The organism is Actinomyces sp. HMSC075B09, assembly GCF_001812395.1.
Taxonomy (GTDB): Bacteria; Actinomycetota; Actinomycetes; order Actinomycetales; family Actinomycetaceae; genus Gleimia; species Gleimia europaea.
Genome location: NZ_KV808730.1, coordinates 152,391 through 166,216, shown reverse-complemented (window position 1 = coordinate 166,216; position 13,826 = coordinate 152,391). Strand labels below are relative to the sequence as shown.

The following is a 13,826-nucleotide window of genomic DNA, read 5'->3' as shown; positions in this document are numbered from 1 at the left end:
TTGAACGTGAGGTTACTTTGACTCGCGAAGCGAGGACGGCAGCGGATTGTCTTGCAGCCATGCCTCGTAGCGCGTCTTCCATTCGGGTTTCTTGATGGGGTAAAGGCCGTCAACACTGGCGCCCTCGGCAACCATCTGGGCGATGAACGTTTCGCGGTGCTCTTGGTCTTCTGCGGCCGCAACCACCTCTTCCACGAGGTGGCGGGGAATCACGATCGCGCCGTCGTCATCTGCAACGATTACGTCGCCAACCATGACGGTTGCGCCGCCGCAAGAAATGGTCACGTCGTGCTCGTAGGGCACGTGGCGCCGGCCGAGTACGGCCGGGTGCTGGCCCCCGCAGAACACGGGAATACCAACTTCTGCTACGGCTGCCGCGTCTCGTACCGAACCGTCGGTAATGACGCCGGCCGCTCCGCGTACCTTGGCACGTAGGGCCAGGATGTCACCGAGCGTGCCTGCAGTGTTGTCGCGGCGCGCCTCCATGACGAGAACTTCGCCTTCACCCACAGAGTCGATTGCCTGCTTCTGATGGTTGAAGCCGCCGCCCATCTTGTCGAACAAGTCTTTGCGGTAGGGCAGGTAGCGAAGCGTGCGGGCGGTGCCAACGATCTTCATACCGGGACGTAGCGGCGTCACGCCGTCGAAGGAAACCTCGTTGAATCCCCGCGAGCGTAGCTGTACTGAAAGGGTAGCTACCGCAACATTTTCGAGGCGGGCGCGAAGCTGCGGGTCCAAAGGTGCGGTCTGGGCGGCCTTCTCGGCCTCTTCGCCGATGGGGTAGCCCCACGCGTCAGAGCGCTGCTTGTCATCAACCTTGGGAGGATTACCAACCTCGGCCAGAGCGGGGCCGGACTTCACTTCGGTGCGCAGCTTGCCCGTGGTTACCTCGGGGCGATCCAGGTCGAACACCTCAACTTCGATCACCTGGCCGGGTTCGGCAACGGATGCGCCGGCCGGAACGCCGGTGAGGATCACGTCGCCCTCTTCTAAGGTGAGCAGGCGTGAAAGGTCGGCAACCATCGTGGAGATCGAGAAGAGCATTCCCGCTGTGGAATCATCTGATACCAACTGGCCATCCAACCACGTGCGTACGCCAATGCGATCCTCGCTCAGCTCGCTCGCGTCGAGGAGGGTGGGGCCAACCGGCGTGTAGCCGTCGCCGGACTTGGAGCGCACGTTTGAGCCCTTGTCCGCGTAACGCATGTCATGCAGACCGAGGTCATTGGAAGCCGTGATCCAGCCGACGTGACCCCAAGCGTTAGCAACACTTACATTGCGCGCTTCTTTCCCGATTACGACCGCAACTTCGCCCTCGAAACCAAGAAGCTCGGTGCCTTCTGGGCGCACGACAACGTCAGAACCGGTCAGCGACGATGGAGCCTTAAAGAAATAGGAGGGGTATTTTGGAGTGCGGCCGCGCTGGTTGGCGCGTGACTTGTAGGAAAGGTGGACGGCAAAAATCTTGCCCGGTCGCTTTCCAAGTGTTTGAGTAATAATGTCCATGAAATGAAACCTTCTTACTGCTCTTCAGCGGCTATCCACTTGAGGCTTCGTTGCCCCTTTTAGTCAACACTTACAATATCGTATATGATCTACGCGAAACAGTACGGCAAAGTGTGATGTGCGTCAATAGATTTTCTAATATTGAGAGACTTTGGCAAATAGTCGGATCTGTTTGTAAAAACGTATATGATTTTAGTGTTGGTTTCAGTTCGTGAAAACCAGGCCTAAAAATGGGCGTTACCCACTCGCTTTGCAGAGAGCTCGAGTGGAAATAAGAGCAAAGGAGCTACCCGTGGCGAATATTAAGGTCGACGAAGTTATTGGAAGAGTTCCAACTCGGTTGTACGTCAATGGCGAGTGGAGAGATTCCTCCAACGGAGAAACCTTCACCGTTATTAACCCGGCTACCGAAGAAAAGCTTGCCGACGTGGCTTCCGCAACTCCCGAAGATGGGATGGCTGCACTTGACGCTGCGGTTGCCGCCCAACGTGAATGGGCCCGGACCCCCTCGCGAAAGCGCGCACAGATTCTGTGGGACGCGTTTGATCGCGTAGTCGAGTTGAAAGATGACTTTGCGGCCGTGATGACCGCCGAAATGGGCAAGCCCCTGGATCAGGCGTATGGAGAGGTCGCCTACGGCGCGGAGTTCCTCCGCTGGTTTGCAGAGGGCGCTACGCGCACCATGGGGAACTACTATCCGACGCCGGAGGGCAACATTCAGGTAGTCACGATCAAGAGGCCGGTGGGCCCGTGCTTGCTGGTGACGCCGTGGAACTTCCCCCTCGCTATGGCTACCCGAAAAGTGGCTCCGGCTCTTGCCGCAGGTTGTACCACTATTTTGAAGCCGGCCGAGGCAACGCCCCTCACCTCGCTACTTTTTGTACGCGTGTTGGAAGAAGTAGGGGTGCCCCGCGGCGTAGTGAACATTGTTCCAACCTCGTCAACGCCGGCTATGACCGGCCCGATGATCCAAGATTCGCGTCTGCGCAAACTGTCATTCACCGGTTCCACCCAGGTTGGGCGAGCGTTGCTGCGTGAGGCTGCGCAAAATGTTTTGCGCACCTCCATGGAACTGGGTGGTCTGGCGCCGTTTATCGTATTTGAGGACGCCGATATTGACCTTGCCGTTAAGGCGGCTCTTGCAACAAAGATGCGCAACATGGGAGAGGCCTGTAACGCGGCCTCGCGCTTCTACGTGCACGAGTCGGTAGCCAAGGAGTTCACGCAAAAGTTTGCTGCGGGCATGAGCAAGATGGTGGTCGGCAACGGTATGGAAGAAGGCGTGGACGTAGGGCCAATCGTGTCGGCAAGGCAGCTGGCGTCGGTTGAAGAGCTGGTGGAAAGGTCCGTGGCTGCAGGCGCGAAAATCGAGGTTGGAGGCAAACGCCTGGACCAGCCCGGTTTCTTCTTCCCACCCACGGTACTTACGGTGGAAGGCGCCGACAACCCACTGCTGGAAGAAGAGGTGTTTGGCCCGGTTGCGCCCGTCTACTCGTTTGCGAGTGAAGAGGAAGTACTTGAACTGGCCAACAAGTCCCAGTACGGTCTGGCCGGATATGTTTACACCAAGGACATGCAGCGGATCATTCGCCTGGGTGAAGAGCTTGAGGTGGGCATGATCGGCGTAAACTCGGGCACAATCTCGAATGCGGCCGCTCCCTTTGGTGGGGTAAAGGCCTCCGGGCTTGGTCGTGAGGGCGGTGTTGAGGGAATCGAGGAGTACCTGGAAACCATCTACCTCGGTACTCCGCGCGCATAGCTAGCCGCTTTAAAAGAGGGCGTCCGCCAAATGCGGACGCCCTCACTGCGTGTTGACGCTTCTTTGCGGGACGCTAGTTTCTGGTCGTCCCGCACTCTCTGTTGGCCCACATGGACGTGTGCAGCAGGGGGCTAACGCAGTAGCCTTCTGCTTGAAATCACGCGGCAACAGCCTCGGAAGTCGAACGAGCTTCGCGATGTAGTGACGCTCGTGCGCGCAACGTGGACCAAGCGTATACGAGGGCAAAAACGAAGCCGGAGACGGTTACCACGGTTGCGCCCGATGCCATATTGAACCAGTAGGACAGGTAAATGCCTATGGTTACGCATATTGCGGAAATCAGGGGTGATACCCATAGCTGGGTGCGGAAGCTATCCGTGAGCAAGAATGCGGTGGCGCCCGGAATGATCAGCAGAGCCACAATCAAAATCATGCCTACCGCCTGCATAGCAACCACAACCGTGATCGCAAGGCAAGAAAGTAGCAGTGCGGAAAGTCGCTTGGTGGACAGGCCGATTGTGGAGGCGTGCGCCGGGTCGAATGCGAACAGGGTCAGGTCACGGCGTTTCAGCCACACGGTGATGCCGGCCAGCGGCGCTAGAATCATAACCTGCAACATGTCCTCATTGGTTATGCCAAGCAGGTCGCCAAACATGATGTGCTGCAGATCGATGTGGCTTGGGAATATCGATATGAGAGTGAGCCCCAGTGCAAGCATGGTGGTGAACACGACGCCCATCGCTGTGTCCTCTTTGATTTTTGACGTGTGTTTCAAGGCGCCGATCAGGCCAACGCAGGCGAGGGCAGCGAGAAAGGCGCCCAGTGAGAATGGGATGCCAACAATGTATGCAACCACAATGCCGGGAACAACGGCGTGAGAGAGCGCGTCTCCCATCAAGGACCATCCCACCAGAACCAGCCAGCATGACATTAGTGCGCACACCATGGCAGCCAGCAGCGTCACCGCATATCCGCGAACCATGAACGAATGCGTCCACATCTCGCCAAACGTTAGCCACAGCCAGGTACTTATGTTCATTTTGTCTCGCTAAAAACGTGGAGCAGATTTTCTTCCACGAGGGCGCGCTCGGGAGTGTCTACGGTGTAAATCTTTCGGTTAAGCAGAGCTACCTCGTCTGCGAACTTATGGATTGAGGCGAGGTCGTGAGTGGAGATCAGCAGGGTAGTGCCCGCGATGGCCAGCTGTTTAAGTAGGTCGGTGATCAAAGCTTCGCTGGTGTAGTCCACGCCAGCAAAGGGCTCATCGAGGAGTATCACGTGCGCGCCCTGGGCTACGGCTCGCGCTACAAAGGCACGCTTTCGCTGCCCTCCAGACAGTGCCCCAATGGGGCGATCAGTCAGGTCGGTAAGCCCCACAATTTCGAGGGCGCTCGCTACGGCCTCCACGTCGGATGGCCGCGGCTTTCGACGCCAGTTCATTTTTCCGTAGCGGCCCATCATCACGACTTCTCCTACAGTGATGGGGAAGTCTTTGTCTATGCCGTCATTTTGGGGAACATAGCCGATGAGGCCGGCGCGGCGGGCCTCGTAACTACTTTTTGCGCACACGCGGATTTCGCCGGACCTGGTTGGCACTAGTCCCATGATCGAGTTAAACAGGGTAGATTTGCCCGAGCCATTCATGCCTACAACCGCCATGATCGTGCCCTGCCTTACGGCAAGATCCACGCCGGTAAGGGCATGAACCTTGCCGTAGGAGACATGCAAATCGCGGATGGTAAGGGCAACGCCCGGCTCGACCGAAGGCGTGCTTTGTTCCACCTGCATTGCTGTCATTGTCACTTGCTGAGTCCCTTCGTGATCAGCTCGGCATCGTAGCGTAGCAGGTCGAGGTAGGTGGGCACGTCCCCGTCCGGGCCGGTTAGTGAGTCAACGTAAAGAGTGCCCCCGTACTCGGTGCCGGTAGCCTGCACGATTGGTTTCATCTTGTCGCCAACCGTGGACTCGCAAAATACGGACGGGATTTTGTTGGTCCTAACAAAATTCTCAACATCAGCCACGCGAGCGGGGGTGAGCGCCCCCTCAGCATTTACGGCCCACAGGTACTTTTCTTGTAGACCTGCGTCCCGGGCAAGGTAGCTGAACGCTCCCTCGCAAGTCACCAGCGCGCGCTGGTCGGGCTCCAGGGTTTGCAGTTCTTCTTCCATCTGCTTGCCCACAGCCTCGATCTTGGCGGCGTATTCCTTGCCATTCTTTTCGTAGTAATCGGCACCCTCCGGATCGAGCTCGCTAAAGGCCTTCACGATGTTCTCAACATATTTCACGCCGGCAGCGGGGGACATCCAAGCGTGTGGGTTGGGGTGGCCCGCATAATCGCCCTCAGAAATAGGGATGGGTGTGATGCCTTCGGAAAGCACTGCGGTTTGCGCGTCGGTGTTGGTCACAAACTTTTCAAACCAGCGTTCGAGGTCGAGGCCGTTGTTCAAGATTAGGTCCGCGCTCTCGGCCCGTTTGATGTCATCGGGAGTTGGTTGGTACTCGTGGATTTCCGCATCGGGTTTGGTGATGGAGTGGACGTCGAGGCGCTCGCCCGCAACGTTTTGAGCCATGTCTGCAATCACTGTAAATGTGGTTAGAACCTGTGGCTTTGCGTCTTCGGATGTCTCTGGCGAGCATGCGGCCAACGGAATGGAGAGCGCTATAACGGCGCCAAGGGCAGCGAGTTTCGCCGCAATCTTTTCTTTTCTTTCGGTCATGTAAATAAGATATTTCGGTCGCCCGAAAAATGCAAGACGGTTTAAAACGTGTCACAATTCGCGAAGGCGCGTTCAGCGCGGGCACGAAACTACATTGGAGAGAACACGTGAGTAACAAGACGGCGCGAATCCCGGTTAACTGGCCGGTGTTTGCCGGATCCGCAATAAGCATTATCGCGATCGCGCTTTGGGCAGTGATCTCGCCGGCCACCGCCGGTAGCGTGCTAACCGTCGCAGTAGACTGGATTGCCACCTGGTTCGGTCCGTTCTACATCCTCATGGCAACTGTCATGGTGGTGTTTGTGGTCGCGCTAGCTATCTCTCGATTCGGCAAAGTTAAACTTGGCCCACCCAACGCCAAACCCGAGTTCTCCACATTTGCCTGGGCCTCAATGCTGTTTGCTGCCGGCATTGGTACCGACATCATGTTCTTTGCCGTTGCCGAACCTGTCGCTCAGTACATGAACCCTCCCATCGGCGAGGCCCAGACGATAGAAGCGGCAAGGCAGGCAACCGTGTGGACGCTGTTCCACTACGGTATTACCGGATGGGCAATGTATGCCCTCATGGGCATTGCCCTAGGATACTTCGCATACCGGCGCGGCCTCCCGCTTGCCGTGCGCTCGGCGCTCTCTCCAATCTTCAAAGACCGCTTGAACGGCCCCCTCGGCCACGTGGTTGACGGGGCGGCCGTCCTTGGCACGATATTTGGTATCGCAACCACCCTGGGCATTGGCGTGGTGCAACTGAACGTGGGGCTTGAAATTCTGTTCGGCATTGGTCAAGGACTACCTGCACAGATCGCGCTGGTGGTGCTAGCCGTTTTGGTGGCCACGATCTCGGCTACCTCGGGAATCAATAAGGGCATCCGCTTCCTCTCCCAACTCAACGTTGTACTGGCCGTGGCACTGTCTGGGTGGGTGCTGATCACCGGACGCACCGACTTCTTGCTAAACGCAATCATCATGAATGTGGGGGACTTCGTCACTCGCTTCCCAGCGATGAGCCTGGAAACCTTTGCCTACTCCGACGCCTCGGCGTGGAAAGCTGCATGGACACTGTTCTTCTGGGCATGGTGGGTTGCATGGGCCTCTTTTGTGGGAATGTTCCTCGCCCGAATCTCGCGCGGGCGCACCATCAGGCAGTTTGTGGCCGGAACGATGACCATCCCGTTCCTGTACGTTCTCATGTGGATCTCTATCTTCGGTAATGCTGCCCTGGACTACATCCGCACAGGCGGCAATCTGGAATACGCGCAAAAGACGGTTGAAATCCCCGAATACGGGTTTTACACGCTGCTGCAGGAATTTCCGCTACCAATGCTCCTCGTGGCTGTGGCGACCTTTGTGGGCTTGCTCTTCTTCGTTACGTCAGCGGACTCGGGCGCACTGGTCATGGCAAACCTGTCATCATTCCTACCTTCGGTACAAGACGATGCGGCCGGCTGGCTACGCGTATTCTGGGCCGCGGTCACCGGCGTCCTCACTATCGGAATGCTACTTGTGGGCGGTATTCCAGCTCTCCAAAACGCTACCATCGTGATGGGGCTACCATTTAGCGTGGTTATGGTTCTGGTCATGTTTGGTCTGATGAAGGCGCTTCGTGAGGACGACCGCAGCGTTCGGCTGCGGGAACGCTCATTGCGAAACACCATAACGGGGGCGGGTGCGGAGCTGGTTAACCCGTCTTGGCGAGATCGTCTGGCGCGCACGTTCGAACAGGTCTCACCGATCCAGGCAAAGAGGTATCTGGACCGCGTTGCTGAACCCGCTCTACGTCTGATTGCGAAGGAATTAGCCGCGCAGGGTTATCAGGCAGAGGTCATTCGGGGCGGCGATGAGCCAGTTGAGGACCTCGACGAGTCGATCTGTATTCACGACCGCCTTAAGTTTGTTGCGGGAGTTGGGCAAGAACAGTTTGTGTATCGCATTCTGGCAGTTGACGCTCCAACCACCGTGTACGGCGGTCAGATGAGCAGTGCAAGCCACATGTCGACCAGGCTGGAAGTGCACATGCCCCAGGGCGAACAGGATTACGACGTGATGGGCTATTCCACCGAGGCGCTAATCCATGACGTACTTGACCAGTTTGAGGTGCACCAAGACTACTGGCGTGTTCAGGAGCTGGATGAGACAGCTCGCCAAACACGCCAGGATCACTAATGGTTACCTCGTTCTAATTTCAGAGGGGCGCGGCCAATCTAGTTACTAGTTTCGAGGAACTTCTCAGCTAGAGCCTCGCTACCGCGTGCGAGGATAGTGACATCTGCTCCCACGAGGACGAAGTCTGCACCCGCATCGATGTATTCGCGAGCAATAGCCGGGTCAAAGGCGTTGGTGCCAACCGGCTTGCCCGCGGCTTTCGCGGCCTTAATGCAGTGGATGACGCGGGACTTGACTGCCTCGTCGCCGGCCTGTCCGATGATTCCTAAGTCAGCTGCTAGGTCTGCAGGGCCGACAAAAATGGCGTCTACGCCATCAACGGCGAGGATATTCTCCACGTCCTCCACAGCCTTGGCAGATTCGATCTGGCAGATTAGCGTAATCGTTTCTCGTGCACGCTCCAGATAGTTTGGGATCCGGTTCCACATAGACGCACGTGCGAGGGCGGATCCAACACCGCGCACGCCCTTGTCAGGATAGTTAACGCGGGCTGCGGCAAGCTCGGCCTCTTTCGCACTGTCGATCATGGGGACCAGCAGGTTGCGCACGCCAAGATCGAGGTACTGCTTGATCAAACGCTCGTCATTGATTGGTGCACGCACGATAGTGGATGCCGAGTACGCGGCGGTCGCGTGTAGTTGGTGCAGGAGGCTGGTCAGATCGTTGGGGGAGTGCTCGGCGTCGATGAGCACGTAGTCAAGCCCGCAGGAGGCACAGATTTCTGCGGTAATAGGCGAAGCGGCGCACGCCCAAATGCCGATGAGGGCGCGGCCGGCCTCGTCAATATGCTGAATGAGGGTGCGAGGTGGGTCTAGTTGAATTGGCATGTGATTGTCCCTAGCGGTCCGTAGTCTGCGAGCACCGAGTCACCCTTGTAAACCCACATGGGCCTAGTGAATGACCCGGCGAGGATGATTTCGCCTGCGCCCAGGTATCCCTTGTGCGGGGCGATTTTGTTTGCCAGCCAGTGTACGCCTGCGGCCGGGTGGTTCAACACTCCGGCGGCCACGCCCGTCTCTTCGATTTCCTGGTTGCGGTACAGCACGGCACTGACCCAGCGCAGGTCCACTTCGTCAACGCGCACGGGACGTCCTCCGATAACCATCGCCCCCATAGCCGCGTTGTCAGCGATTGTGTCTACGATTGTGCGCCCCTTCATTTCGATGCGCGAATCGAGAATCTCGAGGGCTGGCACCACCCACTCGGTGGCGTCTAGAACGTCAAAAATTGTGGCGCCCGGGCCCTTAATGTCCTTGCCGAGGACGAATGCAAGCTCAACTTCGATACGCGGATGCGTGTACTCGTCCCACGCAAATACGGATCCGGTTTCGAAGATCATATCGTCAAAAATGAGGCCATAGTCGGGTTCGTCAATGCCGGTTGCGTCCTGCATCGCTTTAGATGTGAGTCCGATTTTGCGGCCCTTTAGCACGCATCCGGCCGCCTCTTTCTCTGATCTCCACAGGCGTTGAATAGCGTAGGAGTCCTCTACGGTCATCTGTGGGTAGCGAGCGGTGAGCAGGGAGATCGGGGTGCGTGTTTCTTTGGCTTTAACAAGCTCTTTAGCGATAGATTGGCGGATTGTCTGGTCCAGCATGACGCCTCCTTGAGTCTTTATTGCTGCCAGGTGCCGGCGCGCGTGCACGCGGAATCGGTACCGTTAGGCAAAATCGTACACGATTTGGGGAAGGGTAGGCGCAAACTTAGCCGAGCTCACCATCTCGGGCCACAGCCGCGTCTACCGCAAGGCCCAACACCGTGGATAGTCCGCTTTGCTGTGCGGCCAGTAAACCTGCAATTGTGGTACCACCCGGGGAGGTCACCCGGTCTATCAAGTTTGCTGGAGTTGCGCCGTCATTGGCGGCCTCGTCAAGAATCATTTGTGCCGATCCCAGCATTGATTGGGCAACGATTGCAACTGCCTGGTGTTTTGTAAGGCCGTGGTTAACGCCTGCGCGCGCGAAGTCGTCCACGATTTGATACATCCACGCCGGGGAGCATCCGGCGAGAGCAGAAAAAATAGGAAAGTGTACCTCGTCGATCACGAGGCAGCGGCCCACAGGAACCATGATCTCCTTGGTCATCTCCACGTGTTTTGAGGAGGCGGCCGCGCCGCGCGCGATACCGGTCATGGACTCGCCGATGGCCGCGTTTACATTCGGCATGACGCGCACAATCGGCACATTGGTTTCGGTTGCCTGCTGCAGTGACGCCAGGCTCTTGCCTGCCGCAAGCGAGATAACGAGTTTGCTACCGTCGCTGATTTCTGGCGTGATTTCTTTGAGCACATCTTCCACCGCGTGTGGTTTCACACCTAGTACGATTACGTCTGCCGTTTGGGCTAGCTCGTGGTTGTCGGCCAGCGCGTGGGCACCAACCTCGGTTGCAAGTGCAGGAGCAGACTTTCCTGATCTGTCCGTCAAGTAGATTTCATCTGCATCCAAACCCGCAGCTACCACGCCACGCACAATCGCGCTCGCCATATTGCCGGCGCCAATAAAACCGATTTTCATAGCGTTCCTTTCCTATCCACAAGCCTAGCGCGCCGGGGGTTATCCACGCCCGCGCTAGAGATCAGAATGGCAAGGCTTTCTTAGCGGCACACTGGCGTCATGAAGCATGCAATTTCGCCGGCCCGGTTAAGGCAGCGCGCTTTTGATAACGCGGTTAGTAGAAGCGCCAAAAAGTCGAATCCGCCTATTCTTAGACTTTTGCCCTCTCCGTTCGCCACGGTGGCGCTCGCCGTGGCACTCGTTGCAGTTGCAGCGTTCTCACTCTTTCAGCTGGGCATTGCCTCACCCGCGACTGATGCGATTTTAGAGGATGGAACTTCCCAACTACGTGAACGCATAAAAGCTGAGGGGGAGGACCTGCGCGCCCCGCAACCAAGCGAGGCTGAATCCGAACCTCACCCCAGTAACGGGGGCGCAATTTTCGTGCAGGTCACTGGAGCGGTCAATAAGCCTTCGGTGGTTCAGCTGCGCGCCGGCGCTCGCGGAGCGGACGCTGTTCAGGCTGCTGGAGGAATGACCGCAGATGCCGCGTTGGCTTCGGTAAACCTCGCGCAGGTCGTGGCGGATGGGCAGCATATTCACGTCCTCACCAATGAAGAACTAGAAAAGGGTGGCGCGGCCGGCGGCTTGAGCGTACCGAGCGCAGGCACGGTTGGGGCAGAGGGTTCCGCAAATGCTGGGGCGGGCGCGGGCGGGTGTATCGATCTGGCGGTGGCAGATAGTCAGACCCTCCAACGTTTACCTGGAGTTGGCGACGCGCTCGCCGAACGCATCATCGCTTATCGCACCGAAAACGGCATCACCAAACCCGAAGATGTCCGCGCGGTTTCTGGGATAGGTCCAAAAACGTTCGCGGGATTCAAGGACCAGCTGTGTCAGTAGCTCAAAACGTGCCCAACGAGCAGTTAGATCGCGCGCCACTCGACCTGCGTCTAGTGCCGGCCGCGATACTGGCATGGCTGTCCACCGCGCTTGTTCTGCAGGTAGCGAACTCTTCAGGCAGCACGCTTGGCGTGCTCCTCGTATCGTTGGCGTTCACGTCTGTTCTCGTGCTGCTTGGAATCGTGCAGAAGACGCGGCGCGCGGCGCACGCTCGCCAAGACCCGGGCTCGTTCGTATCGGCAGCGGCCCTGCTTTGCCTCGTCCTTGCGGTTTCGGTAATTTCAGCTGCCACACAAGCGCACATGTTTGCGCGTCACGACATGAAAGAAGCATGCAAAACCAGGTGTGTCATTACCGCATTCGTTGAACGCCCCAGCCGTGAGGCCGCACAAGGCCGCTGGATCACCCACCTTGCGGTTCCAGGCGGCAAGATCCTTGTTGCCGGCAGTCGGATCGAGGCACGCGCGGGGGATCAGGTTATACTCTCAGGCCGTCTGCAGGCCGGTCTTACCCCGCCCATGCTTGGCGTATTTAAACCAGCCAATATTGAAACTCGCGAGGCCACCGGCTGGCGCGTGACATTTCGTAAAAACCTGCACTCGGCCCTCGCGCCCCTCCCGCCTGCGTCTCGCGGCCTCATTGCAGGAATGAGCATCGGTGACTACTCCGATTTACCGCCACAGGCACGCGACGCCATGGTCACGACGGGAACCAGCCACCTAACCGCCATCTCGGGACTTCACCTGGCTATCCTGATAGGCACAATCAATGTGCTACTTCCGGGCAGAGGTACCGCCAAAATAGCGTTGGTCAGCACGATCGTGGCCGGCCTGGTTGCGATCGTTGGGCCCACTCCCTCCATAATCCGAGCCGTTTCAATGGCCGCAATCCCAACTTGGAGCGGCGTTTTGGGTCGACACGGTCAGCCTTTCAACTCCCTCGCACTCGTGGTCTTAGCTTGGATCATCTGGAACCCGTGGCTCAGCTTCTCCGTAGGGTTTTTACTGTCCACCCTCTCCACGGCCGGCGTGCTCATCGCCACGGCAGGAAGGCAAAGAAACCCTCCACCAGGCTGGCCCAAATCGCGTCGCTTGGCTCAAAAGCTATGGAATGCCGGCTCCGTTCCGCTCGCGGCCACGATAGCCACCAGCCCCGCACTCCTATGTTTAAACGGAAGCGTTGCACTCTACGCAGTATTTACAAACGTTGTGCTGGCACCTCTAGTTGCGCCCACAACCCTACTTTCGCTGGTAACCGCTGTCCTCGCACAAATCGGAAACGCCAGCCAAGTAGCTTCGCTTGCCGCGTTGTGTGCCCAAGGGATCATTGCGATCACCACCTGGTTTGCGAAGCTCCCGGGCGCGCAAATCATCGGCCCGGGAGCAATCGCTACAGTTTTGGTGATGCTACTTATTGCAGTCACCTACATTGGGTGGAGACTTTTACCACTCCTCGTGGCTCATCGGATCCCACACAAACCGGTCTGACGTATCCAGGAGATCCAAAGCCCGCATGTGATCATCACTGAGTTCAAAATCAAACACCTGCAAGTTCTCGGCATTACGCTGTGGTTTCGAAGAAACCGGGATGGGAAGGATCCCGCTTTGCACCGCCCAGCGCAGCACCACCTGCGCCGGCGATTTTCCGACCTTACTCGCAATATTTTCAACGAGCACCTGTCCCAGCAGGTTCTCCACCGGTCCGAGGGGGCGCCACGCCTCAGTCACTATTGCTTTACTGGCGTGGAAACTGCGCAAGTCCTTGCGGGCAATGATTGGGCTGAGCTGAATCTGGTTTAACACGGGAAGCACGCCTGTTTGCGCCTCTAGTTCTTCAATCTGGTGGGGCAAGAAGTTCGAAACTCCAATGTGCTTAGTCAGACCCCGCTCACGTAGCTTGATGAGCTCTTCCCACGTCTGCAAATAGAGGCCGCGCGAAGGGTTTGGCCAATGAATCAGAGTCAGATCAACGTAATCAACGCCAAGCCTTCGCAACGATCCTTCCAAACCGTGCGTGGTTGCGCCCGTTCCTTGATCTCCGCCCGCAATCTTCGTGGTAATAAAAAGTTGTTCGCGTTCTACTCGAGAGTCTTTAACACCCTGACCCACGCTAAGCTCGTTGCCGTACTGCGCGGCCGTGTCAATCAGTCGGTAGCCGTCTTCAATCGCGCGAGCAAAAAGCGCCGCGCCCTCCACACCCTTGTGTTTTGAAGTGCCCAGTCCTATCGCGGGAATGCGGCCGCCGTCAAGTAGTTCCAATGTTGGAATATCTGCCATTGTTACCCCTT

Annotated in this window: 12 protein-coding genes; 4 read left to right on the top strand and 8 right to left on the bottom strand. The window is 57.6% G+C overall.

Annotated elements, in window-relative coordinates; translation table 11 throughout:
- Positions 1-12: 12 nt before the first annotated feature.
- The gene (locus HMPREF2854_RS00765) at positions 13-1,506 is read right to left on the bottom strand and encodes a fumarylacetoacetate hydrolase family protein (protein WP_070617701.1); all 1,494 of its coding nucleotides are present in this window, start codon (positions 1,504-1,506) and stop codon (positions 13-15) included.
- Positions 1,507-1,798: 292 nt separating this feature from the next.
- On the opposite strand from HMPREF2854_RS00765, the gene HMPREF2854_RS00760 reads away from it, so the two are divergent.
- Positions 1,799-3,265: an NAD-dependent succinate-semialdehyde dehydrogenase gene (locus HMPREF2854_RS00760; RefSeq protein ID WP_148130863.1), complete on the top strand. Its 1,467-nt coding sequence runs from the start codon at positions 1,799-1,801 to the stop codon at positions 3,263-3,265.
- A 157-nt stretch (positions 3,266-3,422) separates the two neighbouring features.
- Here HMPREF2854_RS00760 and HMPREF2854_RS00755 read toward each other — a convergent pair whose 3' ends face one another.
- From HMPREF2854_RS00755 to HMPREF2854_RS00745, 3 genes are read right to left on the bottom strand one after another with little or no spacing between them, the layout of a single operon-like run.
- Positions 3,423-4,304, bottom strand: a complete 882-nt coding sequence (locus HMPREF2854_RS00755) for a metal ABC transporter permease (RefSeq protein WP_070617695.1) — start codon at positions 4,302-4,304, stop codon at positions 3,423-3,425.
- Positions 4,301-5,062 (bottom strand): metal ABC transporter ATP-binding protein, encoded by a 762-nt coding sequence (locus HMPREF2854_RS00750; RefSeq protein ID WP_083309302.1) that lies wholly within the window; start codon positions 5,060-5,062, stop codon positions 4,301-4,303. Before HMPREF2854_RS00750 ends, HMPREF2854_RS00755 begins: the two co-directional genes overlap by 4 nt.
- A 2-nt stretch (positions 5,063-5,064) precedes the next feature.
- Positions 5,065-5,982, bottom strand: coding sequence for a metal ABC transporter substrate-binding protein (locus tag HMPREF2854_RS00745; protein WP_070617692.1), 918 nt, complete (start codon positions 5,980-5,982; stop codon positions 5,065-5,067).
- 107 nt (positions 5,983-6,089) lie between these two features.
- Between HMPREF2854_RS00745 and betT the strand changes: the two genes are divergently transcribed.
- Positions 6,090-8,144: a choline BCCT transporter BetT gene (gene betT / locus HMPREF2854_RS00740; RefSeq protein ID WP_070617688.1), complete on the top strand. Its 2,055-nt coding sequence runs from the start codon at positions 6,090-6,092 to the stop codon at positions 8,142-8,144.
- A 38-nt stretch (positions 8,145-8,182) separates the two neighbouring features.
- On the opposite strand, the gene HMPREF2854_RS00735 is transcribed toward betT, so the two are convergent.
- The 3 genes from HMPREF2854_RS00735 to proC form a co-directional block, all read right to left on the bottom strand.
- Positions 8,183-8,971: an HpcH/HpaI aldolase family protein gene (locus HMPREF2854_RS00735; protein ID WP_070617685.1), complete on the bottom strand. Its 789-nt coding sequence runs from the start codon at positions 8,969-8,971 to the stop codon at positions 8,183-8,185.
- The gene (gene hpaH, locus HMPREF2854_RS00730; protein WP_070617680.1) at positions 8,956-9,741 is read right to left on the bottom strand and encodes a 2-oxo-hept-4-ene-1,7-dioate hydratase; all 786 of its coding nucleotides are present in this window, start codon (positions 9,739-9,741) and stop codon (positions 8,956-8,958) included. Before hpaH ends, HMPREF2854_RS00735 begins: the two co-directional genes overlap by 16 nt.
- A gap of 106 nt (positions 9,742-9,847) precedes the next feature.
- Positions 9,848-10,657, bottom strand: coding sequence for a pyrroline-5-carboxylate reductase (proC, locus tag HMPREF2854_RS00725; RefSeq protein ID WP_070617678.1), 810 nt, complete (start codon positions 10,655-10,657; stop codon positions 9,848-9,850).
- A 99-nt stretch (positions 10,658-10,756) separates the two neighbouring features.
- Here proC and HMPREF2854_RS00720 point away from each other — a divergent pair, with 99 nt between their 5' ends.
- Positions 10,757-11,539, top strand: coding sequence for a ComEA family DNA-binding protein (locus HMPREF2854_RS00720; RefSeq protein WP_070617675.1), 783 nt, complete (start codon positions 10,757-10,759; stop codon positions 11,537-11,539).
- On the top strand, positions 11,530-13,026 hold the full coding sequence (locus HMPREF2854_RS00715) for a ComEC/Rec2 family competence protein (protein ID WP_070617672.1): 1,497 nt from the start codon (positions 11,530-11,532) through the stop codon (positions 13,024-13,026). The genes HMPREF2854_RS00720 and HMPREF2854_RS00715 overlap by 10 nt, the downstream gene beginning before the upstream one ends.
- Here the strand turns inward: HMPREF2854_RS00715 and HMPREF2854_RS00710 are convergent.
- On the bottom strand, positions 12,982-13,815 hold the full coding sequence (locus HMPREF2854_RS00710; RefSeq protein WP_070617669.1) for an aldo/keto reductase: 834 nt from the start codon (positions 13,813-13,815) through the stop codon (positions 12,982-12,984). The two genes, HMPREF2854_RS00715 and HMPREF2854_RS00710, sit on opposite strands and share 45 nt — an antisense overlap.
- Positions 13,816-13,826 lie beyond the last annotated feature (11 nt).